Annotated in this window: 25 protein-coding genes and 1 pseudogene; 15 read left to right on the forward strand and 11 right to left on the reverse strand. The window is 66.1% G+C overall.

From position 1 onward, the window contains the following. Positions 1-30: 30 nt before the first annotated feature. Complete coding sequence (locus AC5Y5V_RS03480) at positions 31-849, reverse strand: enoyl-CoA hydratase/isomerase family protein (RefSeq protein WP_499931216.1); 819 nt, start codon at positions 847-849, stop codon at positions 31-33. A gap of 141 nt (positions 850-990) precedes the next feature. Between AC5Y5V_RS03480 and AC5Y5V_RS03485 the strand changes: the two genes are divergently transcribed. Further along, the gene (locus AC5Y5V_RS03485) at positions 991-1,671 is read left to right on the forward strand and encodes a hotdog family protein (protein WP_499931217.1); all 681 of its coding nucleotides are present in this window, start codon (positions 991-993) and stop codon (positions 1,669-1,671) included. Then, positions 1,668-2,567 (forward strand): enoyl-CoA hydratase/isomerase family protein, encoded by a 900-nt coding sequence (locus tag AC5Y5V_RS03490; protein ID WP_499931218.1) that lies wholly within the window; start codon positions 1,668-1,670, stop codon positions 2,565-2,567. The genes AC5Y5V_RS03485 and AC5Y5V_RS03490 overlap by 4 nt, the downstream gene beginning before the upstream one ends. On the opposite strand, the gene AC5Y5V_RS03495 is transcribed toward AC5Y5V_RS03490, so the two are convergent. Further along, a complete protein-coding gene (locus tag AC5Y5V_RS03495) occupies positions 2,564-3,340 on the reverse strand; it encodes a TetR/AcrR family transcriptional regulator (RefSeq protein ID WP_499931219.1) in 777 nt (258 codons plus the stop codon). The genes AC5Y5V_RS03490 and AC5Y5V_RS03495 overlap by 4 nt on opposite strands. 168 nt (positions 3,341-3,508) lie before the next feature. Here AC5Y5V_RS03495 and AC5Y5V_RS03500 point away from each other — a divergent pair. Further along, positions 3,509-3,640: pseudogene (locus AC5Y5V_RS03500) on the forward strand (short-chain dehydrogenase); the annotation flags it as partial. 30 nt (positions 3,641-3,670) lie between these two features. Then, complete coding sequence (locus AC5Y5V_RS03505) at positions 3,671-4,675, forward strand: dihydrodipicolinate synthase family protein (RefSeq protein WP_499931220.1); 1,005 nt, start codon at positions 3,671-3,673, stop codon at positions 4,673-4,675. 9 nt (positions 4,676-4,684) lie between these two features. Here AC5Y5V_RS03505 and AC5Y5V_RS03510 read toward each other — a convergent pair whose 3' ends face one another. Beyond that, the gene (locus tag AC5Y5V_RS03510; RefSeq protein WP_499931517.1) at positions 4,685-4,924 is read right to left on the reverse strand and encodes a helix-turn-helix domain-containing protein; all 240 of its coding nucleotides are present in this window, start codon (positions 4,922-4,924) and stop codon (positions 4,685-4,687) included. A gap of 74 nt (positions 4,925-4,998) precedes the next feature. Between AC5Y5V_RS03510 and AC5Y5V_RS03515 the strand changes: the two genes are divergently transcribed. Beyond that, positions 4,999-5,226 carry a hypothetical protein gene (locus AC5Y5V_RS03515; RefSeq protein ID WP_499931221.1) on the forward strand — a complete coding sequence of 76 codons (228 nt, stop codon included), beginning with the start codon at positions 4,999-5,001 and terminating at the stop codon, positions 5,224-5,226. Between the two features lie 32 nt (positions 5,227-5,258). Here the strand turns inward: AC5Y5V_RS03515 and AC5Y5V_RS03520 are convergent, their stop codons facing one another. Further along, complete coding sequence (locus AC5Y5V_RS03520; RefSeq protein WP_499931222.1) at positions 5,259-5,561, reverse strand: Rv0250c family protein; 303 nt, start codon at positions 5,559-5,561, stop codon at positions 5,259-5,261. Positions 5,562-5,793: 232 nt separating this feature from the next. Here AC5Y5V_RS03520 and AC5Y5V_RS03525 point away from each other — a divergent pair, with 232 nt between their 5' ends. Then, positions 5,794-6,774 (forward strand): Acg family FMN-binding oxidoreductase, encoded by a 981-nt coding sequence (locus AC5Y5V_RS03525; RefSeq protein ID WP_499931223.1) that lies wholly within the window; start codon positions 5,794-5,796, stop codon positions 6,772-6,774. Between the two features lie 24 nt (positions 6,775-6,798). Here the strand turns inward: AC5Y5V_RS03525 and AC5Y5V_RS03530 are convergent, their stop codons facing one another. Next, on the reverse strand, positions 6,799-8,013 hold the full coding sequence (locus tag AC5Y5V_RS03530) for a CaiB/BaiF CoA transferase family protein (protein WP_499931518.1): 1,215 nt from the start codon (positions 8,011-8,013) through the stop codon (positions 6,799-6,801). A 14-nt stretch (positions 8,014-8,027) separates the two neighbouring features. Continuing rightward, complete coding sequence (locus AC5Y5V_RS03535) at positions 8,028-9,221, reverse strand: cytochrome P450 (protein WP_499931520.1); 1,194 nt, start codon at positions 9,219-9,221, stop codon at positions 8,028-8,030. A 326-nt stretch (positions 9,222-9,547) separates the two neighbouring features. Between AC5Y5V_RS03535 and AC5Y5V_RS03540 the strand changes: the two genes are divergently transcribed. Genes AC5Y5V_RS03540 through AC5Y5V_RS03565 form a run of 6 tightly spaced genes read left to right on the forward strand, consistent with a single transcriptional unit; the run spans position 9,548 to position 16,418 of the window. Further along, entirely contained in the window at positions 9,548-10,411 is an 864-nt protein-coding gene (locus tag AC5Y5V_RS03540) for an enoyl-CoA hydratase (RefSeq protein WP_499931224.1), read from the forward strand. Positions 10,412-10,453: 42 nt separating this feature from the next. Next, positions 10,454-11,665 carry an amidohydrolase family protein gene (locus tag AC5Y5V_RS03545; RefSeq protein ID WP_499931225.1) on the forward strand — a complete coding sequence of 404 codons (1,212 nt, stop codon included), beginning with the start codon at positions 10,454-10,456 and terminating at the stop codon, positions 11,663-11,665. 10 nt (positions 11,666-11,675) lie between these two features. Further along, complete coding sequence (locus AC5Y5V_RS03550) at positions 11,676-13,304, forward strand: acyl-CoA synthetase (RefSeq protein WP_499931226.1); 1,629 nt, start codon at positions 11,676-11,678, stop codon at positions 13,302-13,304. Further along, on the forward strand, positions 13,304-14,158 hold the full coding sequence (locus AC5Y5V_RS03555; protein ID WP_499931227.1) for an amidohydrolase family protein: 855 nt from the start codon (positions 13,304-13,306) through the stop codon (positions 14,156-14,158). Before AC5Y5V_RS03550 ends, AC5Y5V_RS03555 begins: the two co-directional genes overlap by 1 nt. 3 nt (positions 14,159-14,161) lie before the next feature. Continuing rightward, positions 14,162-15,199 (forward strand): acyl-CoA dehydrogenase family protein, encoded by a 1,038-nt coding sequence (locus AC5Y5V_RS03560; RefSeq protein WP_499931228.1) that lies wholly within the window; start codon positions 14,162-14,164, stop codon positions 15,197-15,199. A 4-nt stretch (positions 15,200-15,203) separates the two neighbouring features. Next, positions 15,204-16,418 carry an acyl-CoA dehydrogenase family protein gene (locus AC5Y5V_RS03565; protein ID WP_499931229.1) on the forward strand — a complete coding sequence of 405 codons (1,215 nt, stop codon included), beginning with the start codon at positions 15,204-15,206 and terminating at the stop codon, positions 16,416-16,418. Between the two features lie 33 nt (positions 16,419-16,451). Here AC5Y5V_RS03565 and AC5Y5V_RS03570 read toward each other — a convergent pair whose 3' ends face one another. Next, on the reverse strand, positions 16,452-17,597 hold the full coding sequence (locus AC5Y5V_RS03570) for a thiolase family protein (protein ID WP_499931230.1): 1,146 nt from the start codon (positions 17,595-17,597) through the stop codon (positions 16,452-16,454). Between the two features lie 123 nt (positions 17,598-17,720). Between AC5Y5V_RS03570 and AC5Y5V_RS03575 the strand changes: the two genes are divergently transcribed. Further along, positions 17,721-18,926 carry a cytochrome P450 gene (locus tag AC5Y5V_RS03575; protein WP_499931231.1) on the forward strand — a complete coding sequence of 402 codons (1,206 nt, stop codon included), beginning with the start codon at positions 17,721-17,723 and terminating at the stop codon, positions 18,924-18,926. Here the strand turns inward: AC5Y5V_RS03575 and AC5Y5V_RS03580 are convergent. Continuing rightward, on the reverse strand, positions 18,923-19,312 hold the full coding sequence (locus tag AC5Y5V_RS03580; protein ID WP_499931232.1) for a lipocalin-like domain-containing protein: 390 nt from the start codon (positions 19,310-19,312) through the stop codon (positions 18,923-18,925). The two genes, AC5Y5V_RS03575 and AC5Y5V_RS03580, sit on opposite strands and share 4 nt — an antisense overlap. A 44-nt stretch (positions 19,313-19,356) precedes the next feature. On the opposite strand from AC5Y5V_RS03580, the gene AC5Y5V_RS03585 reads away from it, so the two are divergent. Next, positions 19,357-20,397 (forward strand): LLM class F420-dependent oxidoreductase, encoded by a 1,041-nt coding sequence (locus AC5Y5V_RS03585; protein ID WP_499931233.1) that lies wholly within the window; start codon positions 19,357-19,359, stop codon positions 20,395-20,397. Between the two features lies 1 nt (position 20,398). Here AC5Y5V_RS03585 and AC5Y5V_RS03590 read toward each other — a convergent pair whose 3' ends face one another. The 3 genes from AC5Y5V_RS03590 to AC5Y5V_RS03600 all read right to left on the reverse strand — a co-directional run bounded on the left by AC5Y5V_RS03590 (position 20,399) and on the right by AC5Y5V_RS03600 (position 23,745). Beyond that, positions 20,399-22,036, reverse strand: a complete 1,638-nt coding sequence (locus AC5Y5V_RS03590) for an acyl-CoA synthetase (RefSeq protein WP_499931234.1) — start codon at positions 22,034-22,036, stop codon at positions 20,399-20,401. Positions 22,037-22,114: 78 nt separating this feature from the next. Continuing rightward, positions 22,115-22,732 carry a PaaI family thioesterase gene (locus AC5Y5V_RS03595; protein WP_499931235.1) on the reverse strand — a complete coding sequence of 206 codons (618 nt, stop codon included), beginning with the start codon at positions 22,730-22,732 and terminating at the stop codon, positions 22,115-22,117. Then, a complete protein-coding gene (locus tag AC5Y5V_RS03600; protein ID WP_499931236.1) occupies positions 22,729-23,745 on the reverse strand; it encodes a Rieske 2Fe-2S domain-containing protein in 1,017 nt (338 codons plus the stop codon). The genes AC5Y5V_RS03595 and AC5Y5V_RS03600 overlap by 4 nt, the downstream gene beginning before the upstream one ends. A gap of 85 nt (positions 23,746-23,830) precedes the next feature. On the opposite strand from AC5Y5V_RS03600, the gene AC5Y5V_RS03605 reads away from it, so the two are divergent. Continuing rightward, positions 23,831-25,447, forward strand: a complete 1,617-nt coding sequence (locus tag AC5Y5V_RS03605) for a flavin-containing monooxygenase (RefSeq protein WP_499931237.1) — start codon at positions 23,831-23,833, stop codon at positions 25,445-25,447. Positions 25,448-25,456 lie beyond the last annotated feature (9 nt).

Here is a 25,456-nt window from a genome sequence, read left to right on the forward strand (position 1 = left end):
GGGTGTCCCTCCATGGACGCATCGGGCGGGTCATCGGCCGTCGAACTTTGGCGCGCGCCGCTGTCGAAACGCTGCCAGGCCTTCTTTGAAATCCGCTGTCCGACAAGACAGTTCCAGGTTGTAGAGCTCCTGTGTCATGGACTGTTCCAGAGTCGCGTGCGCACCGAAGCTCAGCGCCTGCTTGGCCAGCCCCATCGCGACAGTGGGGCCCGACGCCAGCCGGGTCACCAGTTCGTCGACGGTCTTGTCGAGATCGGGCGGGCGCACGGCCTGGTGGATCAGTCCCCAGTCGGCCGCGTCGGAACCGTTCACCTTCTCGCCGAGCAGCAGCATGCGCCGCGCCCGGGCCAGTCCGACCAGCCGCGGCAGCAACCAGGTAGCACCCGAATCGGGGCTGAAACCACGCTCTACGAACGGCTCCCAGAGCACCGCGTCGTCGGCGGCCACGGTGAAGTCGGCGGCCAGCGCGAGATTGCAGCCGAGGCCCACCGCCCGCCCCTGCACGGCGCAGACGACCGGCAGCTGGATGCTGTGCACCAGCCCGATCACCCGGTGGGCGCCGTGCGGTACCCGGCGCACCAGATCGCCGGTGCGGGGCCGCCCGCCGGCGCTGTTGGTGCTCACCCAGTCGACACCGGCGCAGAAGTCCGCGCCCGCACTTCGGATGTGAATCACGCGCAACGAGTCGTCGGCCGCGGCGTCGGTCAACGTGCCGACCAGTGTCTCGATCATCAACCGGGTCAATGAATTACGCCGCGAGGGACGGTCCAGGGTGAGCCGCAACACCGCGCCGTCGCGGGATGCGCTCACCGCACCCTCGGCGTCGGCCGCGTCGGCCTCGTGACTCACGGTCGAATCCGGCCTTTCTCGCCGATACGGTGACCCATACAGTAGGCAATACGATTGCTACGCTGTATAAGTTAGCAAGGAAACGCCGACGAAGGAACAACCCGGCAACAGCGGGCGATGCAATGCGGAGGAGCGGGGCCGATGACGACCGAGGCCACACCCGCGCCTTCCGGTGACGCCAGATTCGGCGAGGCGCCGCTCGCCCAGACCGTGGCGGCCGCGGCCGCGATGCGCCGCCTCGGCTCACTGCTGGTCTCGCTCGAACACCCCCACCCGGCCGTGGACGACATGATCGCGAGGTTCGCCGACTGGGAAAGCGAACTGTCCGCCGCGGCGCCGCAGGACAGTGCGCCTCGGATTGGTGAAATCCCCGACGATCAGCGGCGGATCTATCTCAACCACGCCACCGATATCGGCGCGTATAACCCGTGCTTTCCCGAGTACCACTTCGAGCACCTCGATCCCGGCAAAGCCGAAGGCCGGGTCGAGTTTCCGCTGATCTACGAGGGGCCCCCCGGGCTGGTGCACGGCGGCTTCCTCGGCGTCTTCTTCGATTGCGTGATACAGCACCACAATTGCGTCACCGGCCTGTCCGGCAAGACCCGTTCGCTCGTCGTGACGTTCCGCCGTCCGACACCGGTGGTGACCGAGCTGCGTTTCGACATCGCGCGGACGCAGGTCGACCGAAGCATCACGTCGACGGCGCGCCTGCTGCGTAACGACGAAGTGCTGTGCACCGGCGAGGTGAACACGGTGGCGTCGCCGCCGGAGAAGCTGTCCGTATTCAAGTTCGCCCGACGGCGAAAGGAGTCCGACACATGACCGCCGAGGAGGCTTCGGACGAGCGCGTGCTTTTCGACGTTGATCCCGACAAGCGAATCGCCACGATCACGCTCAACAACGCCAAGCAGCGCAACTCCTATGACGCGGCGATGCGGGGTGCCGTCGCACGCTGCCTGGATCGGGTGGCCGACGACGACGACCTGACCGTGGTGTTGCTGCGCGGGGCGGGCGGAGTCTTTTCCACCGGTGCCGACATGAACAACGCCTACGGCTGGTACGGCGGGAAGGAGGCGCCGGCCGACGAGCGAAAGGCCAGCCGGCGGCCCAGTCAACGGCGGCGACTTGCCGTGGACCGCAAGTCATTTAGTTTCTATCACAATTTCATGGGCTTCCCGAAGGTGACGGTGGGGGAGATCGCCGGCTACGCCCTGGGCGGCGGCTTCGAAATGGCGCTGATGACCGACATTTCCGTGATCGCGCGGGACACGAAGATCGGCATGCCCGCCACCCGTTTCCTCGGGCCCGCGCTCGGCAGCCTGCACATGTTCTTCCACCGGCTGGGACCGGTGCTGGCCCGGCGACTGCTGCTGACCGGTGACGTCATCGAAGCAGGGCAGGTCGAACACCTCGGAATCTTCACCGACACCTGCGATCCGGGTGCGGTCACCGCGCGGGCCCATTACTGGGCGGAAAAGGCCGCCAAGATGCCCGCCGACGGCGTCGTCATCGCCAAGGAAGCCTTCCGGCTGGTCGAACAGAGCCAGGCCTACCAGGGCGAGGAGGTGGCGAGCTATCTGTTCCACGCTTACGGCACCAATCTGCAGTTCGGGCCCGGCGAGTTCAACTTTGTGAAAACCCGCGCGCAGCACGGCACCAAAGAAGCATTCCGGCTACGCGACGAACACTTCCACGTGCCGGAACCGGAAGCGCCCTAACGGCGGGCCCGCTGGGCGGGCGCCTTGGCGGCCTTGCGCGCACGGGCGGGCGCTTTGGCGCCCCCGTCGATCAGCCTGCCCGCATGGTCGAGGATGCACTCGAGGCCGTATTCGAAGTTGGTGTCATCGGGTGCGCCGATGCGATGTCCCTGGCCGCCCAGCCTGGCGATCAGCGGCGTGGTTTGCGGGTCGACGGCCACCGCGTCTTCGATGGCCACCGCTTCCCGGTCCGAGGACCTGTTCTTCTCCTCGAGCCGATTGAGCACCACCGAGCCGCGGACGTGCAGCGACACTGCGGAGTACGTGTCGAAAGCGTCCTCGGGGGACAGGCCGGCCTCGACCAGGTTGGCGATCGCCTTCTCGACCTCCTGGGCGCCCTGGCGGGCCGCCTTCGCGCTGAGCGCCGCGCGAATCAGAATCAAGTCGCACAAAATTGGGTTGCCCATGAAAGTTTTCCGCATCAGCCGAGCATGATTGCGCAGCGTCTCGCGCCAGTCGTCGGCCTCGACGTACGGGGTGGCAAAGACGTACTTGCTCAACGCGCGGTCGGTCATCGCGTTGAGCAGATCGTCCTTCTTGCGGAAGTACCAATAGATGCTGGTGACGCCGACGCCAAGGTGTTTGCCGAGCAGTGGCATGCTCAGGTTGTCGATCGACACCTGCTCGGCGAGTTCGAATGCGCCGCTGATGATGTCATCGGGATTGATGGACCCCCGCTCGCGTCGCTGACGCTTCTCCGCGGTTGCCTGCTTTGCCACTACGGGCACCTCCATCACGATCTGTCCCGAAGCCGTTCACGGGGTTGTTCGTCTGCTACTGTAATACCTATCGTAGGCTTTTTGGTAAATGCAGCCGGACGGGTGGACGTGTCCGGGCTTCCACCGGCGGAAGACGCAATGGATCTAGGGCTGGTGAATGCCGCAGCGGTGGGCTTCGGTGGCGCGGCACTTCTGCTGCTGCGCAAGGCGCCACGAACGCGCATCGTCAACTTATCGGCGCATTCGACACAGCGGCAAAGCATAATGCTGCCCGCCTATACCGCGGCCAAGCCGAAGCTCACCGGCGTCTCCAAAGAATCGATTGGCTGACAAGAGGAGTGGACCATGAAGGCCAGTGGTGCGCGGGCCTGGGCGCGTACAGCGTTGCGCGGCATCGGCGACTCGCTGTACACGCCGTTCTGCGGCGAGGACGGCGACGACATCGACTGGGATGCCTACCGGACGCTGGTGCGCTACTGCGTCAGTGATCTGGGGCACCCGATGCTGTGGTGCACCAGCGGTCTCGCCGAGTTCTGGTCGTTGACCATGCAGGAGCGAAAGCGCTTGCTAGAGGTGGCAATCGAGGAGGGGCGGCGGGCCAATCCCGATGTCGTCATCCAGGCCTGTACCGCGGCCATGGCGGCCAAGGACTGTCTGGAGCTGACGCTGCACGCCCAGGAGGTCGGCGCCGACATCGCCTACATCCAAACGCCGATGATGGAGGCGCACGGCGGCGACGGCGTGCTGAGGTTCTTCAAGTACATCGCCGCGCGCACCGACATCGCCCTGGGCATGTTCAATTCGCCGTCCTCGGGCTACGTGTTGACGGCGGCCGAAAGCGCGCGGATCTACGACGAAGTGCCCGCCGTCTGCGCCACCAAGGAGGGTGCCTTCCGGCCCGAGAGCAGCCGGCGGCTACACGACTTGGCACCGGGGCTGGTGCTGTGGGAATGCGATCGAACCGTGTACCGCGCCGGCTGGTTGCGTGCCGGAATCGTCTGCCCCGCGCAACTGGGCACCGCCGGCTATCTCTTCGAGACGCCTCAGCGGCGGCTGTTTTCGGAGTATTGGGACCTGGTGCTCAACGACAAGCTGCTCGAGGCGATGGACTACGGCCGCGATTCGGGGCTGGACCAGTTTGACCTCGACATGGGGTCGTGGTTCACCTGCTACCCGGGGCGGCCGGATTACTTCACCCACTGGGGCGGCGCGTTCAAGTACGCAGCTTCGGTGCTGGGACTGCCGATCGGCGCGTATCCCCACTCCCGGCCGCCGCAGGCGGAGTTGCCGGCGGAGGCCAAGATTCAGATCGAGAACGCCTATCGCAGGCTCGGTCTGGTCGAGGTGTAAGAGTCCCGCTCAACGAGTCGTGCTGATGGCCGACGCCTCGATGACGAGCTGCGCGCCGACTCCGAGCAGCGCGCTGGGCGACAGTCCGAACATCGCATGAAACGTCCTGCTGAAGTGCGACAGTGAGTCGAATCCGGCGTCGACGGCGGACCGGGTCAGATCGTGTCCCGCCGCAAGTCCACCGCCCGCGTGGATCATGCGGGCCCACACTCTGTAGCGCCGGAAGCTGGTCGAGTGGCGAGGGCTGATTGCGCGCGGAAGCCGACACCCTCGCGCACCGCCTCGCCTCCCGCTCTCCGAGGGTCCACCGCGAGATCAAACGCATGGTCTACGACGCGGGGGGTCATCGGTTCCCCCGCGCGACGCGAATGGAGGCGGCGAGTCCGGTGGCGACGCTCACTTCCAAGCACGCCCGCAAAAGCATTGGCGCTTACAGCGATTGGCCGGCGGCCCATTCGAATCCCACCGACGACGCGATCACCTCCGGCGTCGAGGCGGCCGGAAGCCGGCTGCAGGACATCGTCACATTCCGCCGGGCCGACGGTTCCTGACGTCGGGTTCGGCGCCATCATTGCGGCAGCCGTCATCGGGAGCGTAACTGCCCACCGATGCCTTCGTCGTCGACGTCGCGCCAGAAGCTGGTGTCGTATTGGGTGTCCGGCACCAGGATCTTCTCGCCGATGTACGGGCGTCGTGCAACACGCTCGACATCCAGATCGCTGGTGTCGATGTCGAGCCGGTCGAGGTCATTGAGCAGGCGGTCGGCGTCGTTGGCGATGCGGCGCATCGGCGCAATATCCTGATACTGAGTCTGCAACGACGAGACGCGCTGCCGCAGAATGCTGATGAGGCCGTGCAACTCGTCGAGTTCGGGTGAGTCGGACAACGGGACCTCCTGATACTCATTGGTGCCTGTGCACCACGGACTCAACCAGTCTGACGGTCCGTACTTCGCCCCACGAGGGGCGAAAGTCCCAATCCGCTCGTGCCGCAGGTCGGCGTTGTCTTCGTGACACCGGCAGAAGTCCCGAGGAAGCAGGGACCTTCGTCTCTAGGCATGAACCCGGCCCGGAGCGAATGTAGAGACACCAGAACTGTCAACAGAAAGCAGCATTCTGATGAGCGCTCATTTTCCGGATCGTGAGACGATCCGCACGGTGTTATCGATGGCCACCCGTGCGCCGTCGGTGCACAACTCTCAACCATGGCGGTGGCGGATCGGCGACAGCAGCCTGCATCTGTACGCGGATTTCGATCGGCACCTGCCCAACACCGACCCTGACCGCCGCGACCTGATGCTCAGTTGCGGCGCGGCGCTTCATCACTGCGTGGTGGCGTTGGCTGCCATGGGTTGGCAAGCCAAGGTTCACCGGTTCCCCAACTCGGCTGAGCCCGACCATCTTGCCGCCATCAAGGTACACCGCCACCCCGCCACGGAGCTCGATGTGACGCTGGCCGCGGCGATTCCGCGACGGCGCACCGACCGGCGGCACTACAGCTCGTGGTATGTGCCGGCCGGTGACATCACCGTGATGGGTACACGTGCCGCACACGAGGGCGTGATGTTGCGTGAAGTTCCCTCACTTTCCAAACTGCGGCGCGTTGTGGCGCAAGCGGTCAGGCGGCACGCCACCGACTACGACTATCTCGCCGAGTTGAGCATGTGGAGCGGGCAGCACGCATCCGTGGCCGGTGTGCCGGCCCGCAATACGCCGCCCTCCGATCCGACGTCGCCCCTGCCGGGCCGGCTGTTCGCCGATCCCGCACTGGCCCAGCCCCCCGAGACCCAAGCGGCAGACGACGACGCGGTCGTGCTGGCACTGGGCACCAAAGACGACACGCCGACAGCCCGACTACGCGCTGGCGAGGCCACCAGCCTGGTACTGCTAACGGCCACCGCGCAGGGGTTGGCGAGCTGCCCGGTGACCGAGCCATTGGAGATCGGCGAAACACGAAATTCCGTGCAGGCCGATGTGTTTGGCGTCAGTGGGTTCCCGCAGATGCTGCTGCGCATCGGGTGGGCACCGGCCAACGCCGATCCGCTGCCTGCGACTCCTCGCCGCCCGCTGAGCGAGGTCGTCGAAGGGCTTGCCGGATAGCGTCCGCATTGTCGTCGCGGCGGTTCAGGCGATGGCGCCCGAGTCCTTCAGCTCGGCGATGCGGTCCCAGTCCATGCCGAGTTCCATTAGCACGATTTCGGTGTGCTCGGACGCCTGCGGCGCCCTAATGGTGACCAGCGGTTCGTGGTTGAACTGAACCGGACCGCGCACCACCTTGAATGGGGTTCCGCCGCTGGCCACCTCGACCTCGGCGACCATGTCGTTGGCGAGGGCCTGCTCGTCGCTGGCCAGGTCGATCAGGCTCTGGAACGGCGCCCATTGTCCCTTCATCGTCTTGAGGTGCTGCCGCCAGTATTCGAATGGCTTCCCGGCGAACGCCTTGGCGATCAACTCGGTGGCGGCGTCGGCATTCTGGATCAACGGCAGCACCTCGGCGAAGCGTGGATCGTCGGCGGCGTCGGGGATGCCGAGGTGCTCGAAGGTGTCCCGGATCAACCCGGTCGGGCTGATGATGCACAGGTTGATGGTGCCGCCGTCCGAGGTCTGATAGTTGCCCATGAACGGGTTCACCGACGGGGCGGCCGACCCGGGCATGGCGGTGCGCATCACCTCGCCGGCCTCCATGCCCTGGGTCACGCTGGCGCCGGCCGCCCACCATGCCGTGCTCAGCAGCGACACGTCGAGTTCGACGGCTTCGCCGGTGCGTTCGCGATGCAATAGCGCGGCCGAGATGCCGCCGGCGATGAACATGCCGCCGATGGAATCACCGAACGCCGGAATGCCTTGGGTCAGTGCGCCGTCCAGCTCCTCGGGGGTCAACGCGTAGCCGACACCGCTGCGGGTCCAGAATGCCGTTCCGTCGTAGCCGCCGACGTCGCGTTCGGCGCCCTTGTCGCCATACGCCGAACCGCGCGCGTAGACAATGTTCGGGTTCGCCGCGCGGATGTGCTCCACGTCGAACCTGTTCTTCTGCCGGTGCGTGGGCAGGTAATTGGTGAGGAACACGTCGGAGGTCTTGGCGAGCTCGTAGAGCACTTCCTGGCCGCCGGGCGTCGAAACATCAATTCCGACGCTGCGTTTGCCCCGGTTGGGGTGCTCCATCAGGGGATGCCTGTCTGGGTTGACCGCAATGCCGCCCATGTTGAGGAAGCCCCGCTGGGTATCGCCCCGCACCGGGTGCTCGACCTTGATGACGTCGGCGCCCCAGTCGGCGAGTATCGCACCGGCCGCCGGGACGAACGTGAACTGCGCTACCTCGAGGACCCGAAAGCCCGCCATCACCTTGACCATCTTCAGGCCCTCGCTTCGAATGTCACTGGCATGGCCGTCGGCGACCTGAAGGGCTGGCCATGGATATGCGGATCGTCGTCGGTGATCAGTTCGATGTCCGTCAGCCGGTCGAGCAGGCATTCCAGCGCGACACGGGTCTCCAGCCGCGCCAGGTGCAGACCCAGACAGGTGTGTTCGCCGGCGGCAAAGGATATGTGCGGAAGTGGCTTTCGGAAGATGTCGAATTCTTCGGCACGCTCCCAACGCTTTTCGTCGCGATTCGCCGAACCGATGCACACGCTGATCATCGCGCGGTCCGGAATCCGAACCCCCTCCAGTTCGGTGTCTTCGGTGGCGAACCGTTGCACCGTCGTCAGGGGCGTTTCGTAGCGCAGTCCTTCCTCGATGGCCGCCGGGATCAGCCCACGGTCCGCCTGCAGCGCCGCGAACTGATCGGGGTGGGTGAGCAACAGGTACAGCAGGTTGCCCGAGGAGCGGTAGGTCGTCTCCAACCCTGCGGGCAACAGCAGCCGGAGAAAGGAGTAAATGGCCTCGTCGCTGAGCTTTTCGCCGTCGATCTCGGCGGCCACCAAGTCGCCGATGATGTCCTCGGTCCGGCGCGCTCTGCGCTTCTCGATCTGTTCGACGAAGTAGTCCTTGAGCGCCGCCGATGCCTCGAAGGCCCGCTCATAGTTGACGTGGTAGCTGATCACCTCGACGGCACGTTTGCGAAACATCGGCAGGTCTTCTTCGGGCAGCCCGAGCAGCTGGGCGATGATCCGGGTGGGGAACTCGAAGGTGAAATCGCGAACCAGGTCGGCCCGGCCCGCGTCGAGGAACTCGTCGATGAGCGCGTTGCAGGTGGGGCGCACGATCGTCGGCTCCCACAACGCCAGCGCCTTCGACTTGAACGCGGCCGACACCAGGTTGCGGTGTTCGCGGTGCTCCCGGCCGCCCATGGCCAGGATCGTCGGCCCCATGAACAGCCCGATGGTCTTGTCGTAGAGCTTGGAGGTAAACGTTCGGCCATCGCGAAACACGGTGTTGACCGCATTGAACGAGACCGCGGAGTACTCGCACTTGGGCCGAAAGTCCTCGGGCGTTTTGGAATAGTCCATGACCGTGCCCTCGAACACGCCGGCCTCGCGGCGCCGCTCGGCGAAGAAGGGGTAGGGGTCGCGCAGGTCGACGGTTGGGCTGCCGCTGTCCGCGGGAATCTGGTCATGAAGTCGACTCGTCACCTGGCACTCCAGCAGCTCAGCGTCATCGGAGGGTGGGTGCGCACGAGCCTACTGTAATTACTACAGTAGGCAAAGCGTTTTGCGCCGAGCGCCGGCGCTCGGAGGACCACGCGCCTTCAAAGCGTGCGGTCAGGTCTTTGAAAAATGCTCACCGTCAACGATTTTGATCGTTGCCATGACGGGTCGGCCGCGGCAGCGATCCGCATTGCAGAAAGCGGTACCGATAGGTATACAGTATGTATCATCCGGCCCATTGTCGCCGGTCATCGCACGAGGCGTCACACGACAAGGGGACGGGTCTGATGAGCACCGATGGCAGTGCGGTTGCCGAGCAGCCGACCGCGTCGGGCGAGCCGGTGCTCTACGAGGTGTCCGATTCCGGCGTAGCCTTGATCACCCTCAACCGCCCGCAGCGCCGCAACGCCTGGGGCGGGGCGCTGACGTCGACGTTCTTCCGTTACCTGCAGTCCGCGGAGGACGACGCAAATGTTCGCGTCATCGTAATGACGGGAAGCGGCCGGGCGTTCTGCGTGGGCGCGGACATGGGCGACCTGGATTCGATTTCGTCGACGACGGTCGAATCCGCAAGTAAGACAGACGTCACCGGTTTGGTCGCCGGAAAGCATCCCTACTACCTGACGCAGTTGCGCAAACCGGTGATCGCCGCGATCAACGGGTCGGTCGCCGGCATCGGGCTGTCGCTGGCGTTGATGGCCGATATCCGGTTCGCGGCCGCCGGCGCGAAGTTCACCACCTCCTTCGCGCGGCGGGGGCTGATCGCCGAATACGGCATTTCGTGGATCCTGCCGCGCCTGGTGGGGTGGGGCGCGGCCGTCGACCTGCTGCTGTCAGGTCGCACGTTCCTCGCCGAGGAGGCGGCCGAGTTGGGCATGGTCAAACAGGTGCTGCCGGGCGAGGAGTTGCTGGAGCGCACGCTGGCCTACGCCACCGACATCGCCGTCAACTGCGCGCCCAGTTCGCTGGCCGTGATGAAGCGACAGCTCTACGCCGACGCGGGCCTGCCGATCGTCGAGACGAGCATGCGGGCCGAGCGGCTGATGCACGAATCCATGAAGCGCTCGGATTTCATCGAAGGCATCACCGCGTTCTTCGAGAAGCGCCCACCACGATTTCCGCCGCTGACTGCCTCCAGCGACGACACTTAGAAGAACCCGAGAGACCCCGATGGACTTGAGAGGACTCCTGCGATGACAACGCTCGGATACCAAGCGATTGACGTCGACAATCACTACTACGAACCGATTGACTCGTTCACTCGGTACCTGCCCAAGGAGTTCAAGCGCCGCGGTGTGCAGATGCTGCGCGACGGCAAGCGCACCTGGGCCGTGATCGGTCAGCGGATCAATCAGTTCATCCCGAACCCGACGTTCGACCCCATCATCGAACCGGGCTGCCTGGATCTGTTGTTCCGCGGTGAGATCCCCGAGGGCGTCGATCCGGCGTCGCTGATGAAGGTGGACCGGATGGAAAACCATCCCGAGTACCAGAACCGGGACGCCCGGGTGAAGGTGATGGACACCCAGAACCTGGAGATGGTGTTCATGTTGCCTACTTTCGCGTGCGGTGTGGAGGAGGCCCTCAAACACGACATCGACGCCACGATGGCCTCTGTGCATGCCTTCAACCTGTGGCTCGACGACGACTGGGGATTCGACCGGCCCGACCGCCGGATCATCGCGGCGCCGATCATTTCGTTGGCCGACCCGGACAAGGCGGTGGAGGAGGTCGAGTTCGTGCTCGGCAGGGGCGCCAAGATCGTGTTGGTGCGGCCGGCGCCGGTGCCCGGGGCGGTCAAGCCCCGCTCGCTCGGTGATCGGCTGCACGATCCCGTCTGGGCGCGACTGGCCGAAGCCGGTGTCCCCGTTGGCTTTCACCTGTCCGACAGCGGCTATCTGGCGATCAACGCGCTGTGGGGTGGCAAGGACACCTTCGAAGGTTTCGGCAAGAAGGACCCGCTCGACCAGGTGCTGCTGGACGACCGCGCGATCCACGACACGATGGCGTCGATGATCGTGCACCAGGTCTTCACCCGTCATCCGAAACTGAAGGTCGCGAGCATCGAGAACGGCTCCTACTTCGTGTACCGGTTGATCAAGCGGCTCAAGAAGGCCGCCAATACGGCGCCGTACCACTTCAAAGAGGACCCGGTGGCCCAGTTGCGCAACAACGTCTGGATCGCGCCGTACTACGAGGACGACGTCAAGCTGCTCGCGGCCACGATCGGGGTGGACAAGATTCTGTTCGGCTCGGACTGGCCGCACGGCGAGGGCCTTGCCGATCCGATGTCCTTCACCGCCGACATCCCGCAGTTCCCGGAGTTCAGCGCCGAGGACACCCGGAAAGTCATGCGCGACAACGCGCTAGATTTGCTGGGCGCGAACGTCACGGTGTCGGTGTAGAGGTTTGTCGATGAGCGAATGGCCGATCGGATCGGTCCTGGACGCAATCGCGGATGCGGTGCCCGATCGGGTGATGACCAAGTGCGGCGCCCGCGTCAGTACCTTCGCCGAGTCCGCGGAACGTACCCGTCGGCTGGCTAACTATCTGGCGGACCGGGGTTTCGGTGCTCACGCGGAACGGGAAGCGCTGGGCAACTGGGAGTGCGGTCAGGACCGCGTCGCGCTCATCATGCACAACGACCTGTACCCCGACATGGTCATCGGCTGCCTGAAGGCGCGAGTGGTGCCGGTCAACGTCAACCATTACTACACGCCCCGCGAGGTGGCGGATCTGCTGGCCTACGTCCGGCCGCGGGGCGTCATCTACCATCGTTCCCTGGGCGCCAAGTTCGCCGATGTACTGCCTTGTGACGGCGCGGAACTGATGATCTCGATCGACGACGGCAGTGACTTTCCCGAGATCGCGGGCTCGGTCACGCTCGAAGATGTGCTGGCGCAGGGCGATTCCGATCACGCCAACGTGCCGTCACCCGATGACGTGCTGATGATCTGCACGGGCGGGACAACCGGGCGGCCCAAGGGCGTGCTGTGGCGGCAGGCCGACATCTATGTGGCGTCGATGAACGGCGACGACCACACGAAAGTGGACGAGATCCATCAGCGCGTGCGCAACGCCGGTGCGCCCTGGTTCGCGGTTTCTCCGCTGATGCATGCCGCCGGGATGTGGACCGCGTTCTCGGCCATCCTGTCCGGGCAGACCGCTGTCCTGTATGACACCTCGCAAAAGTTCGACCCGGCAACGGTGCTGGAGATCGCCGAACGCGAGAAGGTCGGCCTGATGACGATGGTGGGCGATGCGTACGCGGCGCCGATCGTCGACCAGCTCGGCCGGCGCAATTACGACTTGTCCGCTTTGTTCGCGATCGGCACCGGCGGAGCCGCCACCAATGTCAAACATCAGCGGGCACTCCTGAAATACCTTCCGCATATCACCGTGATCAACGGCTACGGCTCCTCGGAGACGGGCAACATGGGGTTCGGGCACAGTCGGGCGGGCACGCAGGCGGACACTTTCACGTTCCGGGCCGGCGGCCTGGTGCTGTCTGAGGACTACCGCCGGTTCCTCGACGCGGGCGATCCGCAGATCGGCTGGGTGGCCCGCACCGGCCGTATCCCGTTGGGCTACTTCGACGATGAGGCCGCGACCGCCAAGACGTTCCCGGTGGTGGATGGCAAGCGGGTGGTGATATCGGGTGACCGGGCCTGCGTGGATGCCGACGGCACGCTGCGGCTGTTCGGCCGGGATTCGTTGGTGATCAACACCGGAGGCGAGAAGGTGTTCGTCGAAGAGGTCGAAGAGGTGCTGCGCGCACACCCAGGCGTCGTCGACGCACTGGTGGTGGGCCGCGACAGCGAGCGGTGGGGGCAAGAAGTCGTGTCGCTGGTCGAGTTGCGCGACGAAGCTGACACAGGGGCTGACTCCGAGGCGTTGCGTAGCCACTGCGCGGGTGAACTGGCGGGCTTCAAGGTGCCCAAGGAGTTTATCGTGGTGGATCGGGTGCGCCGGCTGGGCAACGGTAAGGCAGATTACCGGTGGGCCAAGCAGCAGGCTGAAACGCTAAGGACGGCAACCAAGTAATGATGCAGCAGGCGCCCCGGCAGGTCATCGACTGCCTGGTCAACGTGCACTTCGGAGAGACGGAAACCCAACCCGAGTTCATGAAGCGGGTCCGCGACGACTACTTCAAGGGACCTCAGTCGATGTTCGACCCGGTGGACCTGTCGGAGCTGCTCGACGAGATGGACGAGCACGGCGTGCGCAAGGCCATCCTGATGGACAACCTGGCCAAGCCGTCGGTGACGGCGCGCAAGTTCGCCGCGGAACGCCCCGACCGGTTCGCGTTGGCCATGGGCGGGGTCAACCTGCTGCGCCCGGTGAAGTCGCTGCGTGACCTGACCGCGACGGTTGCGGACCTGCCGGTGGCCTATACCGTTGTCGGCCCGAGCTTCTGGGGTGACGGCCAATACCCGCCGAGTGATGCCGTGTACTACCCCCTGTACGCCAAGTGCGCCGAGATCGGGCTGCCGCTGTGCGTCAACACCGGCCTGCCGGGGCCACCCATCCCCGGCGAGGTGCAGAACCCGATCCACCTGGACCGGGTCTGCGTGCGCTTCCCCGAACTCAAGTTGTGCATGATCCACGGTGCGGATCCGTGGTGGGACATCGCGATTCGGATGCTGATCAAGTACCGCAACCTGCGGTTGATGACCTCGGCGTGGTCGCCCAAGCGATTGCCGGAGACCCTGATCCACTACATGCGGACCCGGGGACCCAAGAAGATCATCTTCGCCTCCGACTGGCCGGTGCTGCGCCAGCAGCGCGTCGTGCCCGAGGCCAACGCCCTTGACCTGCCCACCGACGTCCTGGACAACTACCTCTACAACAACGCCAACGAATTCTTCTTCGGTGCTGACCAGAATCAGGAGCAGTGACGGATGGACCGCTACGAACTGCGCCGGCAGGACTACAGCCTGACCGACGACCACAAGGCCCTGCAGGCCGCCTACCGCCAGCTGCTGGAAACACACTGCCCGATCGAGACGGTATGGGCCGCACAGGAAACGGGGTTCGACAAGAGCCTGTGGGAGCGGCTGTGCGCCATGGGCGCGTCGTCGATGGCGTTGGGTGAGCAAGCCGGCGGCGATGGAGCCACGCTGGTCGATCTCGCGTTGGTCGCCGAAGAATTGGGCCGCGCCCTGGCGCCGGTGCCGTGGGTCGACCACGTCTGCGCGGCCCGGCTGGCCGAACGGTTGGGTGCCGCCGACGCCAACGTGGTCGAGGGCAGCCGGATCCTCGGGCTCGACCCGAACCCGGAACCAGCGTCCGGCGCGCGGCTCGTTCCGTCGGCGGCCATCGCCGACGGCATCGTCGTCCTCGACGGCGACGAAGTCGCCCTGCTGACGTTCGCCACCAGGCCCTCTCGGGTGGCCAACCTCGGCCAGCTGCCGATGGCGTGGGTGGACCCCGGCGCGGCCGACACGCGAACCGTGCTGGGATCTGGGGCCGAGGCGATCGCGGCGCACCGCCGCGCGATCGACGAATGGCGGCTGTTGACCGCCGCGGCCCTGGCCGGGTTGGTGGAGCAGACGATGACGATCGCGGCCGAGTTCGCCAAATCGCGCTACACGCTGGGCGTGCCGATCTCGACGTTGCAGGCGATTTCGCATCCGCTGGCCAACATGGCGATCGTCGTGCAGGGCGGCCGCAACCTCGCCCGCCGCGCGGCGTGGTACCTGGAGAACGAACCCGACGAGCGACCGGACCTGCCCGGCTGCGCCTTCGTGTTTATGGCCGAGGAGGCGGCCAAGGCGGCCACCATGGCGGTGCACATCCAGGGCGGTCTCGGGGTGTCGGTGGAAGCCTCGGCGTCGGCCTATCTGGTGCGGGCGCGTGGCTGGGCGCTGGCCGGCGGCGACCCCGGCATCACGGCCAGACAGGTCGGCCTGATCGTTGCCGAGCGGGAAAGCGCGTAGCCCAATGGATTTCGCGCGGGTAGCACTCGATGACGATGATCAGGCCTTCCTCGGCGAAGTTCGTGCCTTTCTCGCCGAACATGTGACGGACGAGGTCCGTCGCCGGGATCGCGAAACCGGCGACAATTTCGACGAAGGCGTGCACCTGGCGATCGGGGCGGCCGGCTACCTGGAAAAGGAGTGGAAGCCGTTGGCCGACGGCGGGTTTACCCGGGTCCGCCGGCGCATCTGGGAGCTGGAGAAGCGGCGGGTGCACACGCCGTGGGTGACGTGGGGTACCACGGCGATGGTGGCTCGGGCGGTCGCCGCGTTCGGCAAGCCGGAACTCGTCGAGGAAGTGATGCCCAAGGTGTTCACCGGCGAGGTGCGAATGTGCCTGGGCTACACCGAGCCCGAGGGCGGGTCCGACGTCGCCACCTGCAAGACCCGCGCGGTGCGCGACGGGGATCAGTGGGTGATAAACGGCTCCAAGATGTTCACCACCGGCGCGCACAACTGCCAGTACGTCTTCCTGATCACCAACACGGACCCGGATGCGCGTAAACACAAGAGCCTGACCATGTTTCTGGTGCCCCTCGACCTGCCCGGCATCGAGATACAGGGCATCCGCACCGTCGACGGCGACCGGACCAACATCGTCTACTACAGCGACGTCCGGGTCGACGACAAGTACCTACTGGGCGAGGTCAACGGCGGCTGGACGGTGCTGCGCGGGCCGCTGGATGCCGAGCACGGCGCGGTCGCATCGGCGCCCGACGGGCTGCAGGACGTCGCGATCATGGCGCACCAGACCGGTTTCATGTCCGCCGCGGTGGACGCCGTCGCCACGCGCGTCGCGCGACCGGGCCCCGACGGCGTGCGACCCGTCGACGACGGGTCGGTGGCATACCGGTTGGGCCGCAGCGCCGCCCGGTTGGAGGCGGCCTTGTCGACCCCGAGCATCTTCGGCCGGGTAGCCCAAGCGCAGACGATGCGCGATATCGGACCCGACCTGATGGACGTCGCCGGGGCCGCCTCGGTGCTGCCCGGCGAGACCGACGGCGCGGCCGACGACGGGAAATCGGAATACCTCTACCGATTCGCCCCGCTGGCCGGAATCTACGGCGGGACGCTGGAGGTGTTCCGCAATATGATCGCCCAGCACGTGCTGGGACTGGGCAAGCCGAGCTACGCACCCGTTCCCTCGCGAGCAGACACACAATCGCACTCAACTGCGTGATTGCGTGCGAGTCTGTGTCTGCTCGGCGTGCCGTCAGGTGGTGAGGATCGTCGCCGCCGCCGTCCCGGGTGCTCCGTAGAGCTGGGTGAAACCGACCTTCGGCGCGCCGGGCACCTGCCGATCACCGCCCTGGCCGCGCAACTGCCGGACGATCTCGTGAATCTGCCGCAGGCCTGACGCGCCGATCGGTTCGCCGTTGGCGATCAGGCCGCCGTCGGTGTTGATCGGCATCGCGCCACCGATCTCGGTGGCGCCGTCGGCCAGCAGCTTCTCCTGGTCGCCGTCGGCGCAGAAGCCGCATTCGGCCATGTGGATGATCTCCGCGCCGGCGTCGGTGTCCTGCAACTGGATCACGTCGACGTCGTCCGGGCTCACGCCGGACTTTTCGAACGCGGCGCGGGCCGCGTAGACCGTCGGGGCGACGTCCTCGTCGACGGGCGCGAAGGTGGTGTTGACCTCATACGCGCCGTAGCGGCGGGTACGCATTTCGACCGCCTTGAGGTAGATCGGTTTGTCGGTGTAGCGGCGGGCGAGGTCTGCGCGGCACAGCACCGCTGCGGCCGCGCCCTCATCGGGGGCGCAGAACATGTACTGGGTCAACGGATAGTTGAGCATCGCCGAGTTCAGGATGTCGTCCTCGGGGATCGGCTTGCGCCGGAATGCGTTGGGATTGCGGGCGCCATTGCGAAAGTTCTTGGCGGCCACGCGGGCCAGCGTGCGCTGTGAGATGCCGTGGTCATGCAGGTAGCGGTTGGCCTTCATCCCGAAGAACTGGGTGGTGAGGTATTGGCCATTTTCGGCGTACCACCGCGGCATGCCGACCAGCGCGGGATCCTCGGTGAACGCCCCGCGCGGATGCTTGTCCATTCCGACCGCGATTCCGATGTCGTAGTCTCCCAACCGAATTCCGTCGGCACAGGTCTTGACCGCGCTGGCGGCGGTGGCGCACGCGTTGAAGACATTGGTGAACGGAAGCCCCGACAAGCCGACCATACCGACGATCGCGTCGGGGTTGGCCACCGTCCAGCTGCCGCCGGTGGCCGCCTGAATGTCGCCCCACCGCACACCGGCATCGGCAACCGCGGCGAAGATCGCGTCGACTCCCATCTGCATGGCGGACTTTCCCTCGAATCGGCCGAAGGGGTGCAGACCCACGCCGATGATGGCCACATCGTTCATTGGTGCTTCCCATCCTGCGATCGCGGAGACATGGACACTTGACTAGAATACTGTAACCATTACCGTTGATCGTTCCAGGACGGACCCGGGAGAGGTTGCTTGCGTGTCGATCCGTGAAGTTCTATGACCACCGCCACGGTGGTTTTCGATCCGTTCTCCGAGGAGTTCTTCAACAACCCCTACGAGACCTACCGGCGAATGCGCGCCGAAGCGCCGGTCTACTACAGCGAGCAGTATGACTTCTACGCGCTGACCCGCCACGAAGACGTGGCTGCGGCATTCAAGGATCACGAAACCTATTCGTCGGCTTACGGAGTCGATCTCGCTCAGGTGCGCACGGGCCGGGTCGCCGAGCACGGATCGATCATCGCGATGGACCCGCCCGCGCACCGCCGCATGCGCGGGTTGCTCAACAAGGTGTTCACCCCGCGGGCGATTCAGGCGCTGCGGCCGTTGGTCACGCGGTCGGTCGAGCTGCATCTGGCGGCCGTGAACCCCGCTGGCTTCGACTTCGTCCAGGACTTCTCGGCGCTGTTTCCCGTCGACGTGATGACGACCCTGCAGGGAGTGCCCGAAGGGGAGCGCCAACAGATCCGCCTGTGGATCGACGACCTGCTGCACCGCGAGCCGGGTGAGGTTGAGGCCAGCGAGGCCGGTATGAAGTCCGCCGTCGACATGGCCATCTACTACTACCGGCTCACCAAGCGGCGGCGGGAGAGCCTCGGCGACGATCTGCTCAGCCGGCTCATCGAAGCGAAGATCGAACGCGAAAGCGGCGAGATGACGCCGCTGGACAACATCGAAATCACCGAATTCGCAACGTTGTTGGGCGGCGCCGGTGCCGAGACCGTGACCAAGCTGATCGGCAACGCCGCGGTGGTGTTCGCCAGAAATCCCGACCAGTGGCGCACGCTGCTCGACGATCGCGGCAAGGTTCCGCTCGCGGTCGAGGAACTGCTGCGCTACGAGGCGCCCGCCCAGTACAACGTGCGCCGCTCGACGCGGGACGTCACCCTGCACGGGGTGACTATCCCGGCCGGCAAACCGGTGTTCCTGGTCGGCGCCTCGGCCAACCGCGATCCGCAGGCCTGGACCGACCCGGACGACTTCGACCTCGACCGCGACCGCACTCAGGCGCAGAACCTGGGGCTCGGCTATGGCATCCACAGTTGCCTGGGTGCCGCGCTGGCGCGTCTCGAGAGCACGATCGCTTTGGAGCGGATGCTGGAGTTCATGCCGCGCTACGAGGTCGACTGGGCGGGCTGCAAACGCGTCAACATGCAGAACGTGGCGGGCTGGAGCAACGTGCCGCTCCGGGTTCTGCCCTAGCCTCCGGAATGCCTGCGCCAGACCAAAGTGCTGTGTGTGGCCGTGCCGTCGGCGGCGATCACGTTCGCCGACAACGTCAATCGATCATCGGCAACCTCGGCGTGGCGAGTCTGAGGCTGCTCCAACAACTCCGGCATCGTCGCGATGACGACGTCGTGGGACACGGTCGAGGCCGCTTCGTCGACCTGGAATCTGCCGCCGTAGGAGATGAATTCGCCGTCCGGGCCGGACGTCAGTTGGGCCGACATATGACCGTCCGCGGTGTAAAGGATCAGGCCCCGCGGGTGCTCGCCGAACGGACGGCGGAGTTCGCCCGTGGCGGCAATGCGGGAGACGAACGACTCCAGATGCCAGCCGCCCAGCAGCGCCTGGCGCAGATCGCTCACGCGGTTGACCCTACCGAATCATTTACAGTAACGTCCAGCCGGCAATGACTGCCTCGCCAAGCGCCACGATCAAGATCGACGGCGGCATCCCCATGGAACTCGCGCGCGTGCCCGGCGTGGCCGCCGACCTCGAGCGGCGCGGCTACCAGGGCTGCTGGACCGGTGAGATCAGCCACGATCCCTTTCTGCCCATGCTGCTGGCCGCGGAACACACCTCCGCGATCGAACTCGGGACCAGCATCGCCGTCGCATTTGCGCGCAACCCGATGAGCGTCGCCCACGTCGCCTGGGACCTGCAGGACTACTCCGGCGGTCGGTTCCTCCTTGGCCTGGGCACACAGGTCAAGGCGCATATCGAGAAGCGCTTCGGCATGCCCTGGAGCCGTCCGGTGGCGCGGATGCGTGAGTTCATCCTGGCGCTGGGCGCGATCTGGGACTGCTGGGCGAACGGGTCCCGGCTGAGCTTCGAAGGCGACTTCTACACTCACAGGCTCATGACGCCGATGTTCACGCCCGAGCGCCTATCCTCCCCGCCGCCAAAGGTATTCGTGGCCGCCGTCGGTGCGGCCATGACCGAGATGTGCGGCGAGGTCGCCGACGGCGTGATCGCCCACGCGTTCAGCAGCCGACGGTATCTCGACGAGGTGACCCGGCCGGCATTGCGCAGCGGTCTGCAGCGCGCCGGTCGTGGCTCCGGTGACGTCGCGGTCTGCTGCCCGGTGTTCGTCGTGACGGGCCGCGATGAAGCCGAAATGGACAGTGCCGCCGCGGCTGTGCGCAAGCAGGTCGCCTTCTACGGTTCGACGCCGGCTTATCTGAATGTGCTTGACCTGCACGGCTGGGGTGACCTGCAGACCGAGTTGCATCGGTTGTCGCGGCAGGGCGCGTGGGATGAGATGGGGGCGTTGATCGACGACGACGTGCTGGCCGCCTTCGCCGTAGTCGCACCGGTGCAGGAAGTGGCGGGCGCTCTGCGCGCGCGCTGCGCGGGCGTGGTCGACCGCGTCCTGCCGGCGTTTCCGGCCGCCCTCCCCGAGGATGCGCAGGCGGCGATCCTGGAGCAGTTGCGCGCGGAGTTCAGATAGTTCAGGGGTTCAGGGCCTGCTCGCGCGCCCACCGATAGTCGGCCTTGCCCGACGGGCTGCGCTCGATGACCGCCCGAAACACGATCAGCTTCGGTAATTTGTAGCGGGCCAACGACTTTGCGGCGTGCGCGACCAACTCGTCGGCCTCGGCGTGTGCGCCCTCGGCGAGCGCGACGACGGCGACCACCTCCTGCCCCCAGCGCTCACTCGGCCGCCCGGCGACCACCACGTCGACCACCGCGGGGTGCGATGCGATCGCGGTCTCGACCTCCTCGGCGAAGATCTTCTCGCCGCCGGAATTGATCGTGACGGAATCGCGGCCCAGCAACTCGATGTGGCCCGCCTCGTGGTGGCGAGCCCGGTCGCCCGGCACCGCGTAGCGCACGCCGTCGATCACCGGGAAGGTCGCGGCCGTCTTGGCGGCGTCGCCCTTGTAGCCGAGCGGCACATACCCGCGTTGGGCCAGCCAGCCGATTCCGTCGTGCCCGGGCGCCAGAATCGACGAAAGGTCCTCCGCGGCGACGAAGGTGTCCGGTCCGGCGTTGAAGTTGCCGGTCGACACCGCGCCGGACGTGGACAGGTGGCTCATTTGAGCGCCCGTCTCCGACGATCCGACGCCGTCGACCACCATGGCGTTCGGCAGGGCATCGATCAGGCGCTGCTTGACGTACGGCGTCAGCAGGGCGCCGCCGTTGGCGATGACGAACAGCGACGACACGTCCGCCGTTCCTTTCTCGATCGCACCCACCAAGGGCCGCGCGATCGCGTCACCGACCACCGTGACCACTGCGACCTTCTCCCGCTCGATGGTGCGCACCACGTCGTCGGCGTCGAGGTGGTCGACGATGGACGGGAAGACAATGGTCTGCCCGGTGGTCAGCGCCGTCATCACCGTCCATTGGGCGGCACCGTGGATCAGCGGCGGCAACACCATTAGCTTGGTGCCCGGTCCGGCGGTCACCCGTGCCACGATCTCGTCGACGGACGTCACGAACTGGCCGGTCACCAGATCGCGACCGCCGAAGGACGTCATGAAGATGTCGGCCTGGCGCCACAGCACGCCCTTGGGCATGCCGGTGGTCCCGCCGGTGTAAAGCACGTACAGGTCGTCGGGCGAATGCTGCACCGGGGGCGGGTCGGCGGGGCTCGCGACGACGCTTTCGTAATCGACCGCGCCGTCCAGCAATTCGTTGCCGGAGTCGTCGGCGATCTGGATCAGCACGCGCAGGTCCGGCAGATCCGGCAGCACCTCGGCGACGCGCGGCGCGAACACCGCGTGGTAGAGCAGGGCGGTCGCGCCCGAGTCGGCCAGCAGGTACTGCAGTTCATTCTTGACGTACCGGAAGTTGACGTTGAACGGCGCCACCCGGGCGGCGAAGGTGCCGAACAGCGCCTCGACGAACTCGTTGCCGTTGTAGGCGTACAGGCCCAACAGATCCTGGCCCGCCTGGTGGCCGGCCAGCTCGGAGCGCTCCGTGTGACAACCCAGGCCGCGGGAGTGCAGGTAGGCGGCCAGCCGGTTGGAGCGCTCGACGATCTGCGCGTAGGTGAAGCGCTTGTCGCCCTGGACCACCAGTTCGCGGTCGGGTACCGCGGCGGCAACGGCCGCGACGACGGCGGGCACGGTGAATTCAGGCACGTTGTTCCTTCCCGGCGAGCAGACGCAAAAGTCCCCCGGTGAGCCTCGCACAGGGTGCCTTTGCGTCTGCTCGCGGTGTCACGGTTGGTGGGGTAGCAGCCGGACCATCAGGCCGGTCGCGTCGGTCAGTAGCGTCCCGTCCGAGCTCGTCATGGTCGCGGTGATGAACACCTTCCGGCCCTCGATGTGGTCGATGCGGCCGTGGGCGGTCAACGGCTCGTCGATCGGGGTGATCTTGCGGTAGTCGACGTGCAGGTACGCGGTGCGGGTGGGACGTATGTCCGCGCCGGTGACGACCATTCCGAATAGCCAGTCATAGAACAGCGGGATCATGCCGCCGTGCACCGCGCGGTTGCCGCCGACGTGCGACTGGGTGAATCGTCCGTGCATGGTGACGCCGTCCGGCCCGGATTCGGTGAGCGTCCAGGGCGGCATCAGCGGATGGCCCAGCCCGGGGATCTCCAGGACGCGGCCCGCCGGTGCCTCGATCTCCGGCACCCGCTGGGATTCCAATATGGCGCAAGCGCTTTCGATGTGTGCGGCGGCCGCTGCCCATGCTGCGGCATCCGGCTTGGAGGCGACGGTCAGATCCTGCAGGCGGCGCAGGGCGGCGATATACCCGTCCAACCCTGGCGGCGCGTCCATGGGCCTGATATCGGGAAAACCGCCCCGGGCGGTGTTGACCGTGTCCGTCATCGCGCGCCTTCGGCCGCGGCCAGGGGCGGCACGTCATAGAACTGCGTCGCCCATTTCCGCAGCGCCATATAGCCTTTCGCGTCGACCTTGGAGAGCGCCGGACGTTCGACGTACTTCTGGTAGCGCCAGATTTGCAGGTCGTCGAAGACGGTGGACAGGAACTGCTTTTCGATGAGCTCGCGCAGCTTGCCGGACGGCACTTCGGCGGTGTCGCCGGGGACGCGCGGCCACCAGATCGAATAGAACAGGTCCGAGCACTCGTCGTCGACCGGCGTGCAGGTGAAGATCAGCCGATGATTCTGCGCGCCCTCGAAGACGCTGATCGCTCCGCCGAGACCGAACAGGTGACTGTGGAACCGCAGGGCGAGGTCGTCGGGGTCGTCGCTGCGTGCGTCCGGCCATCCCGCGATGAATTGCCACTCATGGTCGACGATCTTCCAGTCCAGCACCCTCGGGGTCACGGTGGCGTGGTGCACGTATTCGAAATGGGCACTGTCGGGGGCGTTCTCCGCCACGATCTGCGGGTGCACGGGTTCGCGTTCGGCACGCCGGGAGAACTCCGGGTAGGCCCGGTAGTAGGCCGCGGGATCGGTCTCGAACTGTGGAAATTTCAGGAAAATGTCCGGCATCTCCCACTGCGGATGTTCGCCGTGGGGGTGGTGCCAGAGGAAAACGCAGTCGTATTGCTCCTGCACGGGGAAGACCCGCAGCCGCAGCGCGCGGTTGGGCCGGTCCGGTTGGTAGGGGATGTATCGATTCGTGCCGTCCGGCCCCCACCGCCAGCCGTGGAACGGGCACTGCACGCAGTCGTCAACCACCGTGCCGCCATGACCGAGATGCGCCCCGAGGTGCTTGCAGTGCGCCTGAAGGACGTGCAGCTCACCGGAGTGTTCGCGGTAGGCGACCAGGTCCTCTCCGAAGTAGTGCAGCGGCCGGGCCTCGCCGGCGGGAAACTCCGCCGACCACCCGATCATGAACCACCCGGTGACCTTCCAGGTGAACGGGACTTTCACGCCGGCGCCTCCATCGTCAGGCCCATACTTAATCCGTTACAGTATAGATTTCAGCAGCTCGTTCAGCCTATAGCAAGGGAGCTCCATGGCCGAAGCCGACTTCGACGTGCTTGTCATCGGCGCCGGATTCTCCGGGCTGTACATGCTGCATCGACTGCGCCGCCTCGGCCTGCGGACCCTGGTTCTGGAACGGGCCGAAAACGTGGGCGGCACTTGGCTGTTCAACCGCTACCCGGGCGCCCGATGCGACATCGAAAGCATCGAATACTCCTACAGCTTCTCCGAAGAGATTCAGCAGGAATGGGTTTGGACGGAGACGATGCCCGCCCAGCCCGAGATCGAGGCCTATCTGAACTTCGTCGCCGACCGGCTGGATCTCCGCCGCGACATCGAATTCGGCGCCGAGGTCGTCGCGATGACCTTTGACGAGGACGCCGCCCGGTGGGAGGTGCGCACCGCATCGGGACGGCTGCGCACGGCGTCGTTCGTGGTCGCGGCGTCGGGCATTCTGTCGGTGCCGCTGGAACCGGCCATCCCCGGGATCGCCGACTTCACCGGAATGTCGCTGTTCACCAGCCGCTGGCCGAGACAACGGGTGGACCTGGCCGGCAAGCGGGTCGGCGTCATCGGCACCGGGTCGACCGGCATCCAGCTCATCCCGGTGGTGGCCCGGGAGGCCAAGCAGTTGTACGTATTTCAGCGTTCCCCGGCCTACACGCTGCCCTGGCGGGTGCGGCGTTTCGAGCCCGGCGAACTGGACGGGATGAAGGCCCGCTACGACGAGATCCGTGCCGCCCAGCGCGCGCACCCGATCGGCGCGGCGCGGCTGAGCGCCTTCTCCGTGCTGCTCGAGATGCTCGGCAGCCCGCCGCTGAAATCGGCCTCGCGCGAGGAGCAGTTGCGCGCCATCGAGGAGAACGGGGTCCTCGGTGCGCTGAATTGGAGCGACGTCTTCTTCGACATCGAAGCCAACCGAATGGCCGCCAAGCTCTATGGCGAGGCCGTCGCGCGCATCGTCAAGGACCCCGCGACAGCCGCGGCGCTGGTGCCCGATCATCCCTTCGCCTGCAAGCGGCCGATCATCGACCAGGGCTACTACGAGACCTTCAACCGCGACAACGTCACGCTCGTCGACCTGCGCAGGTCACCGATCCGCGAGGTGACGCGCAACGGTATCCGTACCGAGGCCGACTCCTACGAACTCGACGTGATCGTCTACGCGACCGGGTTCGACGCCATGACGGGCGCGCTGAGCCGGATCGACGTCCGCGGTCGCGACGGCGTGTCGCTCGGCGGGTTCTGGGCGACCGAAGGGCCACTGTCCTACCTGGGCGTGGCGGTCGCCGGCTTCCCGAACCTGTTCATGATCCAGGGTCCGGGTAGCCCGAGTCCCGCGACGAACTTCGTCGCCGCGCTCGAGCAAAACGTGGAATGGATCGGCGACTGCATCGCCTATCTGCGCGCGAACGGAGTTCGCACCATCGACGCGTCGGCCACCGCCCAGCAGGAGTGGATGGATGACGCCACCGCACTCGTCGCGTCGACCGTGCTGGTTCACTCGTCGTGCAAGTCTTGGTACAACGGTGGCAATGTGCCGGGGAAGAAACGGATGTACATGGGCTATACCGGCGGGATTCCCGAATACCGGCGCCGCTGTGACGAAGTCGCCGACGGCGGATACACCGGTTTCAAGCTCGCGTAAAGGAGACGA

The sequence above is a fragment of the Mycobacterium sp. NGS68 genome (genome assembly GCF_059812195.1).